Genomic DNA, 21494 nt, shown 5'->3' on the forward strand with positions numbered 1-21494 from the left:
GTCGGGTCGCCGCCCATGTAGACGACCTTGGCGGTCGCCGGGTCCTTGCCGGCCGCCTTCAGGCCGTCGACGATCGACTGGCCCTCGAGGCGGCCGACCTCGGTGTTGTCGAACGACACGTAGTAGTCGGCGCCCGCGATGGGACGGTCGTAGGCGATGACCGGGATGCCCTCGGCGGAGGCCTTCTCGGCGACCGCGGCGCCCGCGCCGTTGTAGTCGACGAGCAGCATCACGCCACAGCCCTGCGAGAGCTGCTGGTCGGCGATGGTGGCGTACTTGTTGGTGTCACCCTGAGCGTTCTGGATGTCGACGTCGAAGCCGGCGGCCTTGAGTCCCTCCTCCAGGTACTTGCGGTCGAGCGTCTCCCAGCGCGGCGAGGAGGCCGCGTCAGGAAGGATCACGCACGCACGGGTCGCGTCGGCGTCGCCGCCGCCATCTCCGGTCGCACATCCGGCCAGTGCCGCTGCCGAAAGACCGGCGATCGCGACAACGGAGATCAATGAAGCACGCTTCACGGTTCTCCCCTTCTTCATCGAAGTGAGGTTTACCCCTCCTGGTACCCCGACGTCCTCGACGGGGCATGCCCATGTTCGCCGCTATTGGCTTCAAGTAGTGAAGGAATCGATCACGTTTCGATAACGTTCGACTCCGAAACTTCCGCTCAGCGGGCTCGGACGAGCTCGAAGCGTTCAGGACATGGAGCGATGTGGGCGGGTCTCGACCGAATCAAGGAGATTCTCGGTCCCCGTCCCCTCGCGCGGGCGGACGCTCGCCCTCCGGGCTCAGATCTCCTTGACTCGGTCGACGCGCGAGGGTGAGACGGATGCCGGGAGCCGGTAGAACAGGAACGGGACGGCCGACAGCAGACAGGATGCCGCGGGCACGAGGGTGATCGCGATCCACACCGTGTTCTGCATGTCGGGCGTCACGACGACGCCCTCCTCGTACCCGGCGAGCACCACGAAGATGCCGAACAACAGCACCGAGATCGCGCTCATCACCTTGGTGACGAAGGTCAGAGTCGCGAACGAGATGCCGTCGTTGCGCACCCCGGTGCTCTCCTCGGCGGCGTCGACGGCATCCGCGATCATCGTCGTCTGCGACACCAGGAAGATGCCGAGCAGCAGTCCGGTGACGAAGATGAACGCCGTCAGCACGATGAGGTTCTGGAATCCGGTGACGTACATGGCCACGTAGACGACGGTTCCGGCCACGCAGGAGAACAGGATGAGCGTTCGACCCGTGAAGCGACGCAGCAGCAGCGGCGTCGTGAACGACGCGATCACCATTCCGAGGATGATGCCGGCGCCGACGATCGTGAAAACCGTCTCGTCGTCGTAGGCGATGACGACGAAGACGGCGCCGCCCGACTGCACGATGTATCGCCCGGCGCCGAGCACCGACCCGGCGAGCACGAGCAGGAGCGGCGTGTTCGCGAAGAGCGCGGCGAAGAGCTGCCGGATGTTGAGCGGGTCCGTCGTGATCGCACGCTCGCGCGGCACGAAGAACGCGAGTAGGAAGAGCCCCATCCCGAGCACCGAGACGACGACCACGGCGAACGTCCAGCCGGTCGCCGTGGTCTCGGAACCGAAGCTCAGCAGCTTGGCGAGCTGCGGCATCCCGAGCGTCGCGAGTCCGAGGGCGATCGCGCCGAACGCGCGGACGTTGCCGATCGTGCGGGCACGCAGATTCTTCTCGGGGAACGCGGAGCCGATGAGGCCCCACAGCGGCACGTCGCAGGCCGCGTAGACGAGACCCCAGATCAGGTAGACGAGCGCGAAGTACCAGAGCTGCGCCGTCTCCTCGACGTCGGGCACCGTGAAGAGCAGGATGGAGAAGAGGGCGACCGGTCCCGCGGAGAACAGGATGAACGGCCGCAGCTTCCCCCAGCGCGTGCGGGTCATGTCGACGAGACTCCCGACGACGGGGTCGGCGATCGCGTCGATGATCCGCGCCACGGTGAGCACGATGGTCACGACGGCGATGCCCGCGGTCGAGATGCCCACGTACTGCACGAGATAGAGCAGCAGGAACGTCGTGATCGTCGCGTAGACGAGGTTCTGGCCGAACGCGGCGGTCACGATGGCGACGCTCTGCGCCCGCCTCGACGGCACTGTCATGGCCGCAGCCTAGGGCCCTCGCGATCTCGGTGGTCGAGTAGCGACCGCCTCCGGCGGGCGCGTGTCGAGACCGCGCGCGGACTGCTGGCGTGGTCTCGACACGCCGCTGCGCGGCTACTCGACCACCGAGGTAGCGGCGAGCCGGAGGGTCACGATCTCGAACGGGCCGAACTCGAGCCGGGCGAGGTCGGCGGGGCCGAGCGGTCGCTCGAGCAGGTCGGTGCGCACGGCTCGCGCGTGCGGGAGGGTCGTCCTGAGCGCCGTGGTGGTCGCGCGACCGAGGCTCTCGTACATCCTCGCGATCACGCCGTCGCCGTCCTCGGCGGGTTTGAGGGTCTCGACGATGACCCCGGGATCGTCGACCGCGACGACCGACGGGAACGCCGCGCCCGGGAGCACGCGCAGCGGGTGGTTCAGCCGGTAGCCGTCGCGGATGACGTCGCCGAGGGCTCCCGCGGCGAAGGGGCGGAACGCGTAGACGACCTCGTGGAGGCCGCGGTCGGCGGTCTTGTCGGGGAACGTGGGGGCGCGCAGCAGGGTGAGCGAGAGCAGCCCCGACTTCGCCCGATGCCCGTACTTGCTGTCGTTGAGGACCGCGAAACCACCATCGGGGGTGTCGGTGGCGATCCACTTGTGCGCGCAGATCTCGAACTGCGCGCGCTCGACGGCGGTCTCCTCCGTCGTCGACCGGGAGATGTGCCCGAACTGGATCTCGCTCTTCGACGCCTCGCCGTAGCGAGTCGGACGGAAGTCGGCGCGCAGCATCCGATGCGTCTCTCGCCAGTCGAGGCGGGTCTCGAACCGCACGAGCTCCGACCCCGCCTCGACGATCACACGCTGCTCGATCGTCGAGCGGCCGAACCGGTACACCTGGCGTCGTACCGCGGTCGGGCCGTCGACCTCCCACGTCGCCTCGCGGGCGCGCAGTACGCGCGGCCGCCGTCGGAGGTAGCCGATCCCGATGTCCCACGCGTCGAACGGCCACTGGTACGGGTCGCGGTGCAGCACGAGACGGTTGAGGCCGTCCCGTGCGTGCTCCACTCCCGCTGCGTCGAGGCACGACACGATCTCGCCGCTCGCGCCGAAACGCAGGGTGAGGATGCCGTTGGAGAGCGAGTCGGCGTCGGCGCGCAGCTCGGGGTGTGCGGGCTCCGGCGTGAGCGCAGCGGCGGCGTACGGCTCGACCCGCGCGCGGAACCACTCGCGGCCGACGCGCAGCACCTCGTCGCGCGGCACGGGGGAGAGGTTGAGAGCGCCCGGGGTCTCGCCGGCGGCGGGCAGCGCGGCGAGGAGCGGCGAGGCGAGGGTGTCGAGGTCGTCGGCGACCCGGCCGAGCACCTCGACGGCCTCCCTCGCGACCCGCTCGATCGTCGACCCGGGCAGGATGTCGTGGAAGTGGTGCAGCAGCACGTCGCGCCAGTGCTGTTCGAGGTCGACGCGGGTGCCCGTGAGTGCGGCGAGTGCCTCGACCTCGTGCAGCTTCCGCTCGGCGATGCGGTTGCGGCGCTTCACGAGCCCCTGCGTCGTGTAGGTGCCCTGGTGCGCCTCGAGGTAGAGCTCGCCGTCGAAGCGGTGCTCCACGTCGAGGGCCTCGAGCCGCCGGAAGAAGTCGGTCGCGCGCGAGTACTCGATCCTCGGCAGCCCGCGCAGGTTGCGCTCGCGCGACGTGACCTCGTGGTGGACCTCGCCCGGCCCGCCGCCGCCGTCCCCCGAGCCGTAGACGAGCAGCGCCGCGCCGAGGTCGCGCTCGGGGTAGCGCTTCAGCCCCGTGAGCAGCCCGTCGGCGGCGCCGCGCGAGTTGTAGTCGCCCTCGGGCGGCATGTGCACGAGCACGGTCGACCCGTCGATCCCGGCCCAGTGGAACGTGCGGTACGGGTGGTCGTTGAGCTTGTTCCACGCGAGCTTGATCGTCTGGAACCAGTCCATCCCGCTCTTGCGCAGGATCTGCGGCAGCGCCCCGGAGTAGCCGAACGTGTCGGGCAGCCAGCACAGCCGCAGGTCGTCGTCGGTGAGCCCGAACTCCTCCTGGAGGAACCGCCGCCCGACGAGCGCCTGCCGCACGAGCGACTCGCCGCCGGGCATGTTGGTGTCGGTCTCGACCCAGAACGAGCCCTGCAGCTCGAGCCGCCCGGCGGCGACCGCGTCCCGGATACGGGCGTAGAGCTCGGGATGCCGTTCCTTCGTCCACTGCAGCTGCTGCGGTTGGCTCGTGCCGTAGATGTAGCCGGGACGCTCGTCGATCGAGTTGAGAGCGCGCGCGTAGGTGCGGGCGGCCTTCCGCCGCGTCTCGCGCAACGGCCAGAGCCACGCCATGTCGAGGTGGCCGTGCCCGACCGCCGAGTAGAGGAAGTCATCGGTCGACGGGGAGGCGAGCGGCGGGGCGAGTGCGGCGCGTGCCCCCGCGAGGTCGCGGGCACGGAATCGCGACCACGCCGCGTCGAGGGCGCCCCGCAGCTCACGACGCAACCCGGCATCCTCGGTCGCGTGCGCGAGCACCGTGAGCGTCAGGTAGTCGTAGTAGAGGGCGAACGCCTCGTCGTCGCGCGTCGCGAGGTGGGCGCCGCGGAAGATGCCGCGCCCCACGTTGTAGATGATGAAGCCGTTGTGGGCCACGTCGGCGTAGAGCTCGACGCGCTTGCCCGCCCGCGGGTGCACGCGCCGCACGGGACGGAATCGCCCGCCGCTGTGCGGAAGGTCGCCCTGCTGGAACACGGTGGTGACGGCATCCAGGATGCGGCCCTCCGCGTCGTGCACCATCCCCTCGCCCCGGAGGCCGAGCATCACGACGGCGTCGTCGATCCCTGGGGGCACCTCGCCCGTGAGTCGCAGCCACGCGCAGTCGAGCACGCCGCCCCAGCTCTGCCCGGGTCTCAGCGGTCGGAACGCGTTGCGGGGCAGTTCGTCGAACACGATCGGCTCGGCGCTGCGGACGACTTCGGCACGCAGCGGGGCGACCTGCGTGTAGATCGCGGAGCGGATGCGGCGGAGCCTCCGGTACTCGTTCGGCTGCTGCGCCGCGATGCCGAAGAGCCACCCCGCGAATCCGACCACCCCCTCAGGATGGCGTAGTTGCGCACCGCATGAGCTTGCAACTATCTATTGCAAGCTTGCAAGGGGGCGAGTAGCCTGCCGCGAAACGGCACAGAGAGGTGTCCTCATGCGACTCGCATCCGCAGTGCGTTCGGTCCGACGCTTGACCGTCGGCGTCCTCATCGTCGGCTTCCTCGCCGCGACCTTCGTGGTCGCCTCGCCGCCGCAGCCCGCGCACGCGGTCGCGGTCGGCAACAACTTCTCCGACGACTTCTCGGGGGGTTCGGCGTCCTGGAAGCCGCTCGGCGGCTCGTGGGCCATCGAAGGCGGCGAGTACAGTCAGGGCACCGCGGGCGGTGGCGGACACGTCACGGCGCTCACAGACAAGCGCTTCGGCGACGCGACCTACGACCTCGATCTGCGGGTCATCGACAACGGCGGCTCGTCGACGACGTGGGCCGGGCTCGTCTTCAAGCGCATGGGTCAGAACGACGGCCCGTTCGACAGCGGCTTCACCGTCTACGTGCGGGCGAACGGCGTCATCGAGCTCTACAAGGTGAACCGCACCCTCGCGACGGCGTCGACCGGGCTCTCGATGACGACGACGCGGCATCTGCGGGTCGTCGTGAGCGGCGCCAACATCAAGGTCTTCATCAACAACGAGACCACGCCCCGCATCAACCACAACGACTCGACGTTCGCGAGCGGCTACGCGGCGCTCACCACCTTCAGCAGCCACTGGCACTTCGACAACTTCCAGGTGACGGCACCCGAACTGCCGTACCGGATCGAGCTCGGGCCGGCGGAACTGCTCTACGCCGACGCGAACATGCCCACCCACATGGACCAGTCGTTCGCCACGATCAAGAAGGATGCCAACACCTTCTACTCGTACATGGTGAACGGCTACAACCCGAACCTCTACCGCTGGATCGGAACGCCCGACAAGCCCCTGCAGACGCTCGACTTCGCCAAGACCGGCATGGCGAGCTGGATCGACAAGAACGGGCTCGACGCCGGGTACGGCATGTACGAGATCTGGATGCCGAACATGTACAAGATCAGCTCGACCGAGCTGCTCGCGTTCACCCACAACGAGAAGTACCCCGGCAGCGAAGGCCGCGGGCTCCCGATGTTCACGATGGGCATCGCGTACTCCGACGACGGCGGCGCCACGTGGGAGTTCTGCGGCGAGATCATCCGACCCGGCCACGACCGGCTCAACATCGGCGGCAGCCCCTACGTGATCGTCGGCGACCAGTTCTACCTCTATTACAACGAGGGCACGCGCGGCACGAACGACCACACGGCCGGCTGGCCCCGCTCGCTCGGCGTCGCGCGGGCCTCCATCGCGGACGTCGTCGCGGCGGCGCGCAACCACACGGTGACGCCCTGGTTGAAGTACGCGGGCGGCACGTTCGCCACCAACGCGCTGACCGGTGTGGGCGACACGATCATCCAGAACACCTACCTCGATCACGATGCCCACGCCGACGCCACCTACAACACCGCGCTCGGCAAGTACCTGCTCACCGTGCAGACCGAGTACCAGGGCAAGCTCCTGCTCTACTCGTCGACCAACGGCATCACCTGGAGCATGGAGCACATCGTCGACTCCGTCGGAGGCGGCTACATGCAGCCGTACTCGTCGTTCATCGACCTCGAGGGCGGGGCCGACGACGGGAGCACCGTCGACGACGACTTCTACATCCAGTACGAACGCAAGCCGCAGTGGAACTACAACCAGGACGACCTGTACCGCAAGCAGGTCAGCATCGTGCTCAACACCGACTCCGCGTTCTCCGCCTCGAGCGGGTTCTCGTCGACGGCCGGCACGAACCAGTGGCGCTACGAGCAGAAGTCGGGCTCGACCTTCAGCGCGATGACCTGGAACGCGACGACGAAGCGCTGGACGGGTTCCTCGACCTACGCCCTCGTCGCCTCGACGTTCCAGCATCCGGACGTCCAGGACTCGGTGCGCACCTGGGTGGCGCCGAGCGCGGGGCAGGTGCGGGTCAGCGGCACGGCGCGCAAGGCCGACGATGCCGGCGGCGGTGACGGAGCGCGGGTCGCGATCTACCGCAACGGCACGCAGGTCTGGCCCGCGAGCGGGTGGAACACGATCGGTGCGACCGACTTCACCGGCGTCTCGCACGACTTGACGCTCACCGTGGCCGCGGGCGATCTCCTCCGGTTCGTCGTCAACAAGAACTCGACCAACGTCAACGACACCATCGCGTGGGATCCGCTCGTGCGCTACGAGACGTACTCCGCGTCCAGCGGCTTCAGCGCGACCCAGGGGGCGAACCGGTGGAGCTACGCGTCGTGGAACGGGTCGACGCTCACGCCGATGACGTGGGATGCCGCGAACGGTCGCTGGAAGGGCTCGACGACGTACGCGATCGTCGGCTCCGACTGGCAGCACCCCGACACCGCCGACTCGGCGCGCGTCTGGACCGCACCCTCCGCGGGCACGGTGCTCGTGAGCGGGACCGCGAGGATGCAGTACGGCACCGCGGGAGACGGGGTGCGGATCGCCATCCTGAAGAACGGCGTGCGGGTCTGGCCGACCTCCGGCTGGAAGTCGATCGCCTACAACGACACGACGGGCATCCCCCACGGGATCTCGCTCTCCGTGACGGCGGGAGACACGATCGCCTTCATCGTGAATCGCAACGGCACGAACAACACCGACGCGACGCTGTGGGACCCGGTGATCCGGTACACCGCGCCCTGACGACGCGCCCGTCCGTCTGCCATGGCTCGCGTTAGAGTGCGAGTCATGGCAGACGACGAGCGTGCGCCCCGCATCGCCCTCGCCGAGATCGCCGCCCTCGCCGAGGTGAGTGAGGCGACGGTGAGTCGCGTGATGAACCGCCGCTACGGCGTCGCCACGGCCACTCGCGAGGCGGTCGAGCGCGCGATGCGGCAGCTCGGCTACGAGCGGCGGGTCAACGGACAGCTCGTGGTGCTGCTGTCGCCGAGCCTCGTCAATCCGTTCTTCGCGCGCCTCGGCGACCGCATCCGTTCGGAGCTCGCGCCCTACGGGCTGCGCACGATCATCTGCACCGTGGATGCCGGAACGGCCGACGAGCGGGAGTACGTGACGCTGCTCGCCGAGACGGGGGTGGCGGCGGCGGTCTTCATGTCGTCGAGCAACACGATCCGCAGCTCCGACAAGTCGCCGGCGGAGGTGCTCGTGGCGCGCGGCGTGCCGTTCGTCTTCATCAACGGCGGGTTCGAGGGCGTCTCCGCTCCGACCCTCTCGACCGATGAGGGGATGGCGGCGCAGCTCTCGGTCGATCACCTCGCCGCGCTCGGGCATCGTCGCATCGCGATGGCGGCGGGTCCGGTCGGCAACATCCCCGCGGATCGCCGCGTCGACGGCTTCGTGCGGGCCATGGAGTCGCTCGGGGTCGACGACGCCGAGGTCGTGCGGCAGTTCTACTCGGTCGAGGGGGGACGGCACGCGGCCGAGCAGCTCATCGAGACGGGGGCGACGGCGATCATCGCGGGCAGCGACGAGATGGTGCTCGGTGCCCTGCAGGCGGCGGAGCGGGCAGGGCTCCGCGTTCCCGACGACCTCTCGCTCGTCGGCTACGACGACAACCCCGTGCTCGACTTCACCGCCCCGCCGATCACGACCATCCGCCCGCCGATCGACCGCATCGCCGAGCAGACCGCGCGGTCGATCGTCGCGATGATCTCGAACCGACCGGTCGACGCGGCCGAGATGTTCTTCGATCCCGAGCTCCATTTACGCCGGTCGACGGGACCCGCGCGGACCTGATCTGCAAGATTGCAAAAGATAGTTGCAAGATTGCGGAACCCTCGCTAACCTCGCAGCAGGCGCCCACAGGGGCCCGTTCGACGACGAGCGAGAGGATCGCGATGGCTCTGCCGCAGACGCGTACTTCGCGCCGCCGCCGCCCGCACCGCGTGCCGCTCTGGTTCGGGCTCCCCGCCGCCGCCGTCTTCCTCTTCGTCATCCTCGTGCCGAGCATTCAGGGCGTCGGCCTCTCGCTGACCGACTGGAACGGCATCACCGACGACTTCTCCTTCGTCGGCCTGGACAACTTCGCGCGCATCTTCACCGACCCCCGCGCCCTCGGTGCCCTGCAGAACACCATCGTGCTCGCGATCGCCGTCACCGTGCTGCAGAACGCCCTCGGACTGGCGCTCGCCCTCGGCGTCAACGGGCGGGTCAAGTCGCGGCACCTCCTGCGCGTCATCTTCTTCACCCCCGTCGTCCTCACGCCGCTCGTCTCCGGCTACATCTGGGGCTACCTGCTCTCGCCGCGCGGCACGGTCAACGAGACACTCGACGCGATCGGACTCGGATTCCTCGGCCAGACGTGGCTGGGGGATCCCCGGTTCGCTCTCGGCGCCATCTGCGTCGCGATCATCTGGCAGTTCGCCGGCTACTCGATGGTCATCTTCCTCGCCGGCCTCCAGGCCATCCCCGCCGAGATCGAAGAGGCCGCCGTGCTCGACGGGGCGGGGCCCATCCGCCGCTTCCTCAGCGTCACGTTCCCGCTCATCAACGGCGCGCTCGTCATCAACCTGCTGCTGACGCTCATCGGCTCGCTCAGCCAGTTCGACCAGGTGATGGCGATGACGGGCGGCGGGCCGGGGAACGCGACCCAGACGGTCTCCACCTCCATCTTCCGGATCGGCTTCGCCGCGGGTGACTACCCCTACGGCATCGCGCTCGCCGTCGTCATGACAGTGGTCGTCGCCGGGGCGGCCGCCCTGCAGTACCGCTTCACGTCGCGGAAGGTGACCTTCTGATGCGCCGCTACACCTGGCGCACGGGCGTGCTCGAGACCTTCCTCATCGGCGCCGCGCTGCTGACCCTCGTGCCGATCGTCGGCCTCATCAACGTCGCCTTCAAGACCGCGGGCAACACGTCGACCGCGCTGCAGTTCGCCGGTCCGTACACGCTCGACAACTTCGCCACCGCGTGGATCGACGGACTGCTCGGGGCGGCTCTGCTCAACAGCGCGATCGTGACCGTCGCGAGCGTCGCGCTGCTGGTCGTCATCGGCTCGATGGTCTCCTACCTGATCGCGCGTCGCACCGAGTCGTGGAGCAAGGGCGTCTTCGGGCTCTTCCTGCTCGGTCTCGTCATCCCCGGCCAGCTCAGCCTCCTGCCGCTCTACCAGACCATGGTCGACGTCGGGCTCGTCGGCACCATCCCGGGACTCGTGCTCGTCAACGTGGGGGCGGGCCTGCCGTTCACCGTGTTCCTGTTCACGACCTCGCTCCGGGAGCTGCCGCGCGACTACGAGGAGGCGGCGATGATCGACGGCGCAGGTCCCGTGCGCACCTTCGCGCTCATCGTGTTCCCGCTCCTGCGACCCATCGTCGGCACCGTCGTCATCCTCAACGCGATCGCCGTCTGGAACAGCTTCTTCGTGCCGCTGCTCTACCTCGCGGGCACCGGGCTCGAGACCGTCCCCGTGCGCCTCTACGGGTTCGTCGGTCAGTACACCTCGAACTGGCCGGTCATCTTCGCCGGGCTCATCATCACGATCCTCCCTGTCCTCGTCGCCTTCTTCCTCCTGCAGCGGTCGGTCATGCAGGGGTTCTCCGGCGGCGTCAAAGGCTGACCGACGTCTGTCTGCACCACCCCATCCCACCCACACCAGATAGGAACCCACATGTTCACACGCAGCCGCAAGGCCGGGGGCACCGTCGCCCTCGGAGCCGTCGCGCTCCTGCTCCTCGCAGGATGCTCCACCAACCCCTCGACGGGCGGTGAGGGCGCCGTCCTGACGCTCGGCACCGACGAGCCCGAGCGTCTCGAGCTGCTCATCCCCGCCTTCGAAGAGGCGAACCCCGGCGTCACGGTCGAGGTCGTCTCGTCGGGCGGCCAGGGCTACGAGGAGTTCATGCGCACCCGGCTGTCCGCGGGCACCGCGCCCGACGTCATCCGCGTCTTCCCCGGCGCGGGCGGCAACACGATGACGGTCGGCCAGCTCGCCGAGATCGGCGTGCTCGCCGACCTCGACGCCGAGGAGTGGACGAGCCAGCTCAACGACGCTCAGCGCTCGCTGTTCGCCGGCCCCGACGGCAACATCGTCGCCGTACCGCTCGGCGCGACGGGTCTCGGTCCCGTCTACAACGACCGCGCGCTCGAAGAAGCCGGTGCCTCGGTGCCGACGACCTACGACGAGGTGCTCGAGCTCTGCGCCACTGCGCAGGAGGCCGGCAAGGTCGCCTACTCGCTCGGGCAGGGCGACCTGTTCGTCACCCAGCTCACCCCGTACGTGATGGTCGCGTCGTCGCTCTACGGACCCGACGCCGACTTCACCGCCCGCCAGTACGCCGGGGAGGCGACGTTCGTCGACTCCCCGTGGGTCGACGCGTTCGAGCAGCTGCTCGAGATGCTGAACGCCGGCTGCTTCCAGGAGGGCGTCAACGGCACGAGCTACGACGAGGCCAACAAGATGATGGGCAGCGGCGCGGCGCTCGGCGAGGTCACCTTCGCCGACCTCAGCTCGCAGCTCGCGGCGGCCCAGGAGGGCGACACCTTCACGATGACGGCCTTCCCGACGTCGGACGACGAGCCCTACCTCGCGGTCGCCGACTCGTACGGCTTCGCCGTGAACGCCGACGCGGAGGAAGCCGACCTCGCGCGCGCCTTCATCGCGTTCACCGCGTCGGCCGAGGGTCAGAACGCCTTCGCCGACCAGACCGGCGGCGTGCCGTCGCTCCCGAACGACGAGTTCGAACCGAAGAGCCCGCAGCAGGAGCAGGTCGCGGCGTACATCGCCGAGGGTCGCACGGCGATCTGGCCCGACCAGCTCTGGCCGTCGCCGGAGGTGCAGGCGACGCTCTTCGTCGTCGTGCAGAACCTCTTCAACGGCCTCGACACCCCGGAGTCGGCCGCCCAGAAGATGGACGACGCCTTCGCCGCTGCGCTCGCCCAGCAGTAATCCCCGACGTCGCGCTCCGGGCACCTCCGCCCGGAGCGCGACGCCCACCTCCACGAAAGACCTCATGCCGAACCCCTCCGCCACGCCGACTCTCGCGGCCGTCGACCTCCGCGTCGACGCTCGGCGCTCCCCGCTCGCGGTTGCGACCGACCTCCCCGTCCTGTCCTGGCGGATGGCGGGCACCGCGGCGCCCGTCCGGGTCCGCCTCCTCGCGGCGTCGACGCCGGAGCTGCTGGCCGACGGTACGCCCGACCTCTGGGATGCGGGATGGCTCCCCTTCGAGAGCCCGCGGCTGACCTGGGCCGGGGATGCGCTCACCCCCGGGTCGACCGTCCACTGGTGCGTCGGACTCGACGCGGGCGACGGCGAGGAGCATCGCTCGGCGGTCGAGCACTTCGGCGTCGCCCTCCGCGACGCGGCCGACTGGGGCGACGCCCGCTGGATCACGCATCCCGACTGGGCCGAGGTCACGGGAGACGCGCTCCCTGCGCTCACGACGCGCTTCGTCGCTCCCGCATCCGTCGCCGACGCGCGACTCTTCCTCGCCTCGGGCGGCGTGCTGCACGTGACCGTCAACGGCATCCCCGCGTCCGCGGACGTGCTGGCCCCCGGGTACGCCGTCTACGACGCCCGGGTCCCCGCGGTCGCCTGGGACATCGGCCACCACCTGCGCCCGGGTTCCGAGAACGAGCTGCGCATCGAGGTCGGCACCGGCGTCGCGTGGGTGCCGCCGACCGACCGCTACTCGAAGCTCGTCGCCGAAGACCTGCGGCCCCGGGTGCTCGCGCGCCTCGAGTTCGCCTCGGGTGCGCCCGTCGTCTCCGGCGCCGACTGGCGTGCCGTGCTGACCTCGACCTCGGCCGCGCATTGGTTCGCCGGCGAAGACCACGACGCCCGCACGGATGATCGCGCCGAAGGCCCGGCATTCGACCTCGGGGCCGCCGACCTGCACCCCACCTGGTTCGCCGAGCATCCGGGGCTCCGCGTCGTCGAGGAGCTCGACCCGGTCGCGGTCGACCGTCTGGCCGACGGCACCCGCGTCTACGACTTCGGCGTCAACATCGCCGGTCGCGCGCAGGTCGAGCTCACCGCCGCGGCCGGCACCCGCCTCGAGTTCTGGCCGGGGGAGCTGCTGCTTCCGGATGGCCGGGTCGACCAGCACACGACCGGCCCGCCGCTCTACGACTCCTACCTCGCGCGGGAGGGCGCTCAGACCTGGGCGCCGCGCTTCGTCTACCACGGCTTCCGGTACCTCGAGCTGCGCGGACTCTCCGCCGCCGACCCCGAACCCCGCCTCACCGCGCAGGTGGTGCAGGCCGACAACGCCGTGGCCGGCACCTTCCGCACCGACGACGAGTTCCTCGTCACGCTCGACCGGCTCATCGACCGCGCGATCCGCGGCAACATGTACTCGGTCTTCACCGACTGCCCGAACCGGGAGAAGCTCGGCTGGATCGAGCAGCTTCACCTCTGCTTCGACGCGCTCGCGCGGCACTACGACGTGCAGGCGCACCTGCGCGACGCGATCGTGCACATGAGCGACTCGCAACTGCCCTCCGGCAGCATCCCGAGCATCGCGCCGGAGACGGTCGACTTCTCCGATCACGAGTGGCAGGGCGACGCCAACGCGTTCCGTGAGGACCCGAACTGGGGCGGTGCCATCGCGCTCCTCCCGTGGCGCCTCTACGAGACATACGGCGATCGACGCGCGCTCGAGACGGCCTGGCCGGCGATCATCCGCTACCTCGCCTTCCTGCGCTCGCGTGAGCGCGACGGTCTGCTCGACTTCGGGCTCGGCGACTGGATCGCCCTCGACACCTCGACCCCCCGCGCGCAGGTCTCGACCTACGGTTACCTCCGGGTGCTCGAGGCGGCGGCGCGCATCGCCGACGTGCTCGGGTCGCCGGATGCGTCCGGGCTGAGCGCGGATGCCGAACGGGTGCGGAACGCGTTCGGCGCGGCGTTCGTCGGCGCCGACGGGGTCTGCGGCAGCGGGAGCCACGGCTCGTACGCGCTCGCTCTCGACGCGGGCGCGGTGCCGGATCTCCTCGTCCCGGCGGTGCAGGAACGACTGCTGGCCGCCGTCGCGGCGACCGGCGGGCGGGTCTCCGCGGGGGAGAACTCGTGGCCGTCGCTGATGCGCGTGCTGCACGACATGGGACGCGACGACCTCATCGACGCGATGGTGCGCGATGACTCCGCGCCGGGCTACGCGTGGCAGGTGCGCCACGGCGCGACCGCGCTCGCCGAGAGCTGGTTCGGGGCAACCGGTGCGATGAACGACAACTCGCAGAACCACTTCATGCTCGCGATGGTGCACGACTGGATGTCGCAGGTGGTCGGCGGGCTCGCGCAGCACCCCGACTCGATCGGCTGGCGACACGCCCTCGTCGCGCCGACGCCGCTCGACACCGTGCGGCACGCGCGCACGTCGTACGTCTCGGCCGTCGGCGAGTACGTCGTCGACTGGGTCGCCGACCCGGCGTTCACCGTCGAGGTGACGGTGCCCCCGGGCGGGGCGGCGACGGTCGTGATGCCCGACGGCTCCGCCCGCCACGAGGTCGGCGCCGGCACCTGGAGGTTCGAGCAGTGATCCGCGAAGAGGCCGAGGCGGCGGGCACGACTCGCTTCCGGCACGAATTCCTCGGGCTCAGGCTCTACTCGGAGGCGCCGATCGACACCGCGATCCGAGACGGCGTGCTCACCTGGACGCTGCCACCGTCGGCCGAACCCACGCGCGTGTTCGTGGAGGCTCCGCTCGGCGACGCCGCCGCGTTCTGGCGGCCCGTAGCCGGGTACGGGCTGCGCCTCCCGCCCGACTGGGGCGGTCGGGCCGACGTGAGCGGCATCCTGCGCGCGCCGTTCGGCGTGCTCCACGATCACGACGGCTTCGCGCGCCTCGGCATGGCGGTGAGCCCCGCCGACACCGCCGTGTCGCTGCGCTACGGGGTCTCGGAGGAGTCGGCGGCGTTCGTGCTCGAGCTCGTCGTCGAGCCGGGCGACGCCCCGCGCCGGATCGTGCTCGACAGGTCGGGTGGGGAGCTGTTCGACGCGATGGCCGCGCTGCGTCGGCAGGTCGAGGCACCGACGGCGCAGTCTGTGGCGGCGACGGCCGCCGAGCCGGTGTACTCCACCTGGTACTCGTTCCACGACGCGCTCGACCACGACGCGCTGCTCGACGAGGCGCGACTCGCGCGCGACCTCGGGTTCGGCGCGCTGTTCCTCGACTACGGCTGGCAGCGCTTCGGCGACAGCCGGTACTTCGACGGCTGCGGCGACTGGGTTCCCGACGCGGCGAAGTTCCCCGACCTCCGCCGCACGGTGCAGGAGATCCGCGACCTCGGACTCGCCGTCGTGCTGTGGGTGGCGCCGCTGCTCGTCGGTGCGCGGAGCGAGGCGTACCGACGACTCGCCGCCGACGCGACCGTCGAGCCGCCGAGCCTGCGGGCCCGCGTGCTCGACCCCCGCCGCCCCGAGGTGCACGACCACGTCGTCGCGACGTGCCTGCGCCTCGTCGAGGACTACGGCGTCGACGGTCTCAAGATCGACTTCATCGACGCCGCGAGCGGCTATGCGCGCGACGGCGACGTGATCGCCCACGCGGAGCTCGGTGCCGCACTCGTCGCGGCGCTCGGCGACGTGCGTGCCGGTCTCGACGAGGCGGGACCCCGCGACGTGCTCATCGAGTACCGGGAGCCCTACGTCGGGCTCGGCCTCGCGGCCTCGGGAGACGTGATCCGCGCCGAGGACTGCCCCGGCGACTTCCTCGCCAACCGCAGGGCGACGCTCGACCTCCGGGTGCTCGCGACAGGACAGCTCGTGCACTCCGACATGATGATGTGGGACCCGCTCCTGCCGGGTCCGGCGGTCGCCGCGTCGCTGTGGAACGCGGCCTTCTCAGTGCCCCAGATCTCGATGCGACTCGCGGGGATGACCGAGGAGGCGCGGGCCGAGCTCGGTGCCTGGATCGCCGCCTGGCGCGCCGTGAGCGGCCCGGCGCTCTACGGACGACTCGTCGGCTTGCGCCCGCATCTGCACTATCCGAGCGCGACCGCCGTGCTCGACGGTCGCGCGCTCAGCGTGGTCTGGTCGGCGGACAGCGTCATCGCGATCCCGACCGACGTGCGCGAGGCGGTGGTCGTCAACGCGACGACCGCGACCCGACTCGCCGTGCGCACGAGCGGGACGGTGGCGGGAACGACCTTCGACCACCGGGGGGCTCCGAGCGGGCAGGTCTCGGGCATCGGATGGCTCGACCTCGAGATCCCGCCGGGGGGACGCGTCGAGCTGTCCGTCCGAGAGTGACGCCGGACGCTCGGTCGGCATAGCCGGTCCGCCGCCGTCACGCCAGGGAGTTCATCCGACACGTCGTCGGTCGTAACGTCGAAGCATGGCGCGCGACGAGCACCCGGCCGAACATCCCGACGAGCACCTCTACACCGGACCCATCGATCTGAGCGCACTGCGCGAAGAGGAGGCCGCGGAGGCTGAGCTCGAGGTGCCCGAGATCAGCTACGACGAGCAGCGCTATCCCGCCCGACCTCGGCGGCTGCGGCCGCGCGACCAGTTCCGCGCCGGCAGCCTCCGCCGAGTCACCACCGACCCGCGCACGGCGAACGGCACGAACCCCTCCTACGTCGAGTGGCTCGTGCGGCAGTCGATGCTCAAGGACGCCGACGTGCTCGGGCGTCAGCTCTCGGGGCAGCCGGCGATGTGGCGCAACCCGTACGCGCGGCCGGATGCCCGCCGCGCGATCGCGACGAGCGACGTCTGGTTCACCGCGTACCCGATCTCGCTCATCACGCGCCCCGGGCAGTCGTTCCTCGCGGCCCTCGGCGACGAGGCGCTGTGGGAGGCGTTCGAGCGCGTCGGTATCACCGCCATCCACACCGGCCCGGTGAAGCGCGCGGGCGGCATCCTGGGGTGGCAGGAGACGCCGAGCGTCGACGGTCACTTCGACCGCATCAGCACGCAGATCGACCCCGCGTTCGGCACCGAGGAGGAATTCCGCGCCCTGTGCGACGTCGCCGACGCGCACGGCGGCAGCGTCATCGACGACATCGTGCCGGGCCACACCGGCAAGGGCGCGGACTTCCGGCTCGCCGAGATGGGGTTCAAGGACTACCCCGGCATCTACCACATGGTCGAGATCCCGCCGGAGGACTGGCACCTGCTGCCCGACGTGCCGGAGGGGTCGGATGCCGTCAACCTCGACGCCGCGACCGAGCAGGAGCTCGCCGAGCGCGGGTACATCATCGGCGCCCTGCAGCGCGTCATCTTCTACACGCCGGGCGTGAAGGAGACGAACTGGAGTGCGACGGCCCCCGCGGTCGGCACCGACGGCATCAGCAGGCGCTGGGTGTACCTGCACTACTTCAAGCAGGGCCAGCCGTCGATCAACTGGCTCGATCCCACGTTCGCCGGCATGCGGCTCGTGATCGGCGATGCGCTCCACTCGCTCGGCGAGCTCGGCACGAGCGCGCTGCGTCTCGACGCGAACGGGTTCCTCGGCGTCGAGAAGAGCGCCGAGGGCCTTCCCGCCTGGTCGGAGGGACATCCGCTCTCCCACGCGGCGAACCACATCATCGCCGGCATGGTGCGCAAGGTCGGCGGCTTCACCTTCCAGGAGCTCAACCTCACGATGGAGGACATCCGCGACACGGGTGCCGTCGGGGCCGACCTGTCGTACGACTTCATCGGCCGCCCCGGCTACCACCACGCGCTCGCGACCGGGCAGACCGAGTTCCTGCGGCTCGCCCTGACGGCGTCGCTCGAGGTCGGCGTCGCCCCCGTGCAGCTCGTGCACGGGATGCAGAACCACGACGAGCTCACCTACGAGCTCGTGCACTGGGCGACGCGGCACCGCGACGATCGCTACCGGTTCCGGTTGCGCGAGGTTCCCGGCGGGCAGCTCGCCGAGGAGATCCGCGCCGACCTCACCGAGAAGCTCACGGGCGAGGCCGACTACAACCGCGTGTTCACGCAGAACGGCATCGCCTGCACCGCGACGTCGCTCATCGCCGCCACCCAGGGGTTCGCGACGCTCGACGAGATCCGGGATGCCGACATCCCCGCCATCCGCGACGCCCACCTGCTCCTGTGCGCCTACAACGCCTGGCAGCCGGGGGTGTTCGCGCTCTCGGGCTGGGACCTCACCGGCATGCTCACGCTTCCGGCCGATCAGGTCGCCGACCTCATCGCGACCGGCGACACGCGGTGGATCGAACGCGGGGCGCACGACCTGCTCGACGTCGCACCGGAGGCCGAGCGCTCGATGGCCGGGATGCCGCGCGGGCGTGCGCTGTACGGCTCGCTCCCGGCGCAGCTCGACGACCCCGACTCGTTCGCCTCCCGGCTCGCGCGCATCCTCGAGGTGCGGCGGGAGCACGGGGTCGCGACGGCGACCCAGCTCGACATCCCCGACGTCGCGCACCCCGCGATGCTCGTGCTCGTGCACCGGCTCGACGAGGGCGACCCGGACGCCGACGCCCACGTGCAGCTGACGGTGCTCAACTTCTCGCCCGAGGAGGTGGAGGGCACCGTCCACTCCGCCCACCTGGTCGCGCATGCCGACGTCGTGTCGGCCGCGACCGGTGCGACGATCGGGAGGGTCGACGACCTGCTGAGCTTCCCGGTGACGCTGCCCCCGTACGGTGCGCTCTTCCTCACGTTGGACCCCACCGAGGAGCCCACCTCGACCGTCGACTAGCACTCCTCGGTGGTCGAGTAGCGCCGAAGGCGCGTGTCGAGACCCTACGCGAGCGCCGCGTCGATCCCCGCGACCGGGATGTTCAGCCAGTCCGGCCGGTTGCGCGCCTCGTACACCGCCTCGTAGACGGCCTTGTCGAGCACGAGCGCCCGAAGCAGCACGTCGTCGAACTCGGCGGCCCCCGGCGTCGCGGCGTACGCCTCGAGGAACGCGGCGCGGCAGGCGGCCGCCCACGCCCCCGCGTAGGGACCCTCGCCGACGGCGCTCGCGTAGTCGAAGGAACGCAGCATGCCGGCGACGTCGCGCAGCGGCAGGTCGGGGGTGTCGCGCTCCGTCATCGGCCGCAGGGGCTCGCCCTCGAAGTCGACGATGCGCCACCCGCCGTCGGGGACCGCGAGCACCTGGCCGAGGTGGAGGTCGCCGTGCACGCGCTGCAGCCGCGGCATGTCCCGCGCGAGCGCCGTGTCGTAGACGGACAGGATCCGGGCAGCCCGCTCCGCGACGGCGGGGACCTCGGCGGACGCGATGGCGAGCCGTCGCTCCCAGGTCGCCCGCGTCGCGACGGCATCGTCGGCCCCGGCCTCACGACTCGGCAGCGAGGCGGCGAGTGCGGCGTGCACGCCGGCGACGGCTAGCCCGAGGTCGCGGGCTGCGGGGGTGAAGTCGCGCCCCGCACGCGCAGCCTCGACGGCGATCGACCAGCCGTCCCGCACGCCGGGCAGGAACTCCTGCGCGAACGCGACCGTGCCGCTCGCGGCACCGGAGCCGCGTCCGACATCCGGCCACTCCGCCGCGAGGCTGCCGAGGAAGCGCGGCACGTACGGGGAGCCCGCGTCGCTCAAGGCGCGCTGCACGGTCACGTCGGGGTTCTCGCCGTGGTGCAGGGTGCGGAACAGCTTGACGATGATGGTCGGCTCGCCATCCTCGTCGTACACGATCGAGGTGTTCGACTGCTCCCCGGTCATGACACGACTGCCGGTGACCTTCGAGGTGTCGACGCCGAGCTCGGCCAGCAGGGCGAGCGCGAAGTCGTGGTCGCGCGGGGCGTCCACGAGCGGACCGCCCGCCGCGGGTGGCAGCGGGATGTCGGCGTCGCCGTTCGCGAGGACGAGCGGCACCTGGTAGAGCGTCGGCAGGTTGCCGGCGTCGTCCATCACGAGGTAGCGCGTCGCCCCGGCGGACGGCTGAGCATCGAGGATGCGGAACCGCGGCTCGTGGCTCTTGCCCGCGTACCACCGCTGGCGCACGATCCACGCACCGACGTCCTCTACGAAGCCCACGCTCCAGGGTGACGCGTCGGATGCGTCGGAAGTAGGCCCTGGACAAGCCGGGGTCGGGCCGCGTAAGAACGGGCCGCGGACGACCTACAGGTCGTCGATCTCCACCTGTCGCAGCACCGAGGCGTCGACATCCCGCTGGATGCCGGCGAGCAGGTCGTCGGGAACCGCCGAGTCGAGCGTCAGCACGCTGAGCTGATCGCGCCCGCGCCCGCGGCGCGCCATCTGCATGCCGGCGATGTTGATGTTCGCGTCGCCGAGCGCGCTCGAGTAGATCGCGACGATGCCCGGACGGTCGGTGTACTCCATGACGACGAGGTGACGTCCCATCGGCACCTCGATGTCGTAGCCGTTGATCTCGGTGATCTTCTCCGCCTGCTTCGTGCCGGCGAGCGTGCCGGAGACCGAGAGCACGCTGCCGTCGGTCGTCGTCCCCTTGATCGTCAGCACGTTGCGGTAGTCCTCGCTCACCGGGTCGGTCGTGAGCCGCACCGCGATGCCGCGCTGTTCGGCGAGGAGGGGCGCGTTGACGTACGACACCGTCTCGGTGACGGCATTCGAGAAGACGCCCTTGAGCGCGGCGAGCCGCAGCACGCCGACCTCGAGTTCGGCGATCTCGCCGCGCACCTCGACGTCGATCGTCGTGAGCGGTGAGTCCGCGAGTCCGGCGAACAACTGGCCGAGGTGCTCCATGAGCGGGATGCCGGGCCGCACCGCGGAGTCGATCGCTCCGCCGGCGACGTTGACGGCATCCGGTACCAGCTCGCCGTCGAGCGCGAGTCGCACCGACCTCGCGACCGAGACGCCGGCCTTCTCCTGGGCCTCGTCGGTCGAGGCGCCGAGGTGGGGCGTCACGACGACGTTCGGGGCGGAGGTGAGCAGGTCGTCGGTCGGCGGCTCGGAGGTGAACACGTCGAGGCCTGCGCCGGCGATCTCGCCCGCGACGAGGGCCTCGTGCAGGGCCTCCTCGTCGATCAGGCCACCGCGCGCGACGTTGACGACGAACGCAGTCGGCTTCATCGCCGCGAACTGCTCGGCACCGATCATGCCGGTCGTCTCGGGCGTCTTGGGCATGTGGATGGTGAGGAAGTCGGCCTCGGCGACGAGCTCGTCGAGCGAGACCAGCTGCACGCCCAGCTGCTGCGCGCGGGCGCTGGTGACGTAGGGGTCGTAGGCGATCACGCGCATGTCGAAGGCGTTCAGGCGCGCGGCGACCAGGGCGCCGATGCGGCCCAGGCCCACGATGCCGACGGTCTTCTCGAACAGCTCGGCGCCGGTGAACGCGCTGCGCTTCCAGGCGCCGCCCGCCAGCGAGGCATGTGCGGCGGGGATGCGGCGCGCGAGGCTGAGGATGTGACCGATGGTCAGCTCGGCCGCCGAGACGATGTTCGAGGTGGGCGCGTTTACCACCATGACA

General features: G+C 70.4%; 13 protein-coding genes. 8 read left to right on the forward strand and 5 right to left on the reverse strand.

Annotation, left to right across the window (positions count from 1 at the left end; genetic code table 11):
* The 3 genes from ACO1X9_RS04640 to ACO1X9_RS04650 all read right to left on the reverse strand — a co-directional run.
* A partial coding sequence (locus tag ACO1X9_RS04640) for a substrate-binding domain-containing protein (RefSeq protein ID WP_486349664.1) occupies positions 1-515 on the reverse strand: 515 nt, incomplete at its 3' end.
* Positions 516-782: 267 nt separating this feature from the next.
* Entirely contained in the window at positions 783-2120 is a 1338-nt protein-coding gene (locus tag ACO1X9_RS04645) for an MFS transporter (protein WP_486349665.1), read from the reverse strand.
* A gap of 114 nt (positions 2121-2234) precedes the next feature.
* Positions 2235-5171, reverse strand: a complete 2937-nt coding sequence (locus tag ACO1X9_RS04650) for an alpha-mannosidase (protein ID WP_486349666.1) — start codon at positions 5169-5171, stop codon at positions 2235-2237.
* A gap of 142 nt (positions 5172-5313) precedes the next feature.
* Between ACO1X9_RS04650 and ACO1X9_RS04655 the strand changes: the two genes are divergently transcribed.
* The 8 genes from ACO1X9_RS04655 (at position 5314) to treS (ending at position 18800) form a co-directional block, all read left to right on the forward strand.
* The gene (locus ACO1X9_RS04655) at positions 5314-7887 is read left to right on the forward strand and encodes a 3-keto-alpha-glucoside-1,2-lyase-like domain-containing protein (protein WP_486349667.1); all 2574 of its coding nucleotides are present in this window, start codon (positions 5314-5316) and stop codon (positions 7885-7887) included.
* Positions 7888-7932: 45 nt separating this feature from the next.
* Entirely contained in the window at positions 7933-8940 is a 1008-nt protein-coding gene (locus ACO1X9_RS04660; protein WP_486349668.1) for a LacI family DNA-binding transcriptional regulator, read from the forward strand.
* A gap of 101 nt (positions 8941-9041) precedes the next feature.
* Positions 9042-9941 carry a carbohydrate ABC transporter permease gene (locus ACO1X9_RS04665; RefSeq protein ID WP_486349669.1) on the forward strand — a complete coding sequence of 300 codons (900 nt, stop codon included), beginning with the start codon at positions 9042-9044 and terminating at the stop codon, positions 9939-9941.
* A complete protein-coding gene (locus ACO1X9_RS04670; protein WP_486349670.1) occupies positions 9941-10762 on the forward strand; it encodes a carbohydrate ABC transporter permease in 822 nt (273 codons plus the stop codon). Before ACO1X9_RS04665 ends, ACO1X9_RS04670 begins: the two co-directional genes overlap by 1 nt.
* Positions 10763-10813: 51 nt before the next feature.
* Positions 10814-12091, forward strand: coding sequence for an ABC transporter substrate-binding protein (locus tag ACO1X9_RS04675; RefSeq protein WP_486349671.1), 1278 nt, complete (start codon positions 10814-10816; stop codon positions 12089-12091).
* A gap of 64 nt (positions 12092-12155) precedes the next feature.
* Positions 12156-14684 (forward strand): family 78 glycoside hydrolase catalytic domain, encoded by a 2529-nt coding sequence (locus ACO1X9_RS04680; protein ID WP_486349672.1) that lies wholly within the window; start codon positions 12156-12158, stop codon positions 14682-14684.
* Complete coding sequence (locus tag ACO1X9_RS04685) at positions 14681-16396, forward strand: glycoside hydrolase family 36 protein (protein ID WP_486349673.1); 1716 nt, start codon at positions 14681-14683, stop codon at positions 16394-16396. The genes ACO1X9_RS04680 and ACO1X9_RS04685 overlap by 4 nt, the downstream gene beginning before the upstream one ends.
* A gap of 85 nt (positions 16397-16481) precedes the next feature.
* Complete coding sequence (treS, locus tag ACO1X9_RS04690) at positions 16482-18800, forward strand: maltose alpha-D-glucosyltransferase (RefSeq protein WP_486349674.1); 2319 nt, start codon at positions 16482-16484, stop codon at positions 18798-18800.
* Positions 18801-18844: 44 nt separating this feature from the next.
* Here the strand turns inward: treS and ACO1X9_RS04695 are convergent, their stop codons facing one another.
* Complete coding sequence (locus ACO1X9_RS04695; RefSeq protein WP_486349675.1) at positions 18845-20080, reverse strand: phosphotransferase; 1236 nt, start codon at positions 20078-20080, stop codon at positions 18845-18847.
* 84 nt (positions 20081-20164) lie between these two features.
* The coding region (gene serA, locus ACO1X9_RS04700) for a phosphoglycerate dehydrogenase (RefSeq protein WP_486349676.1) at positions 20165-21494 on the reverse strand (1330 nt) is incomplete at its 5' end.

It is taken from the genome of Pseudolysinimonas sp. (assembly GCF_057350545.1).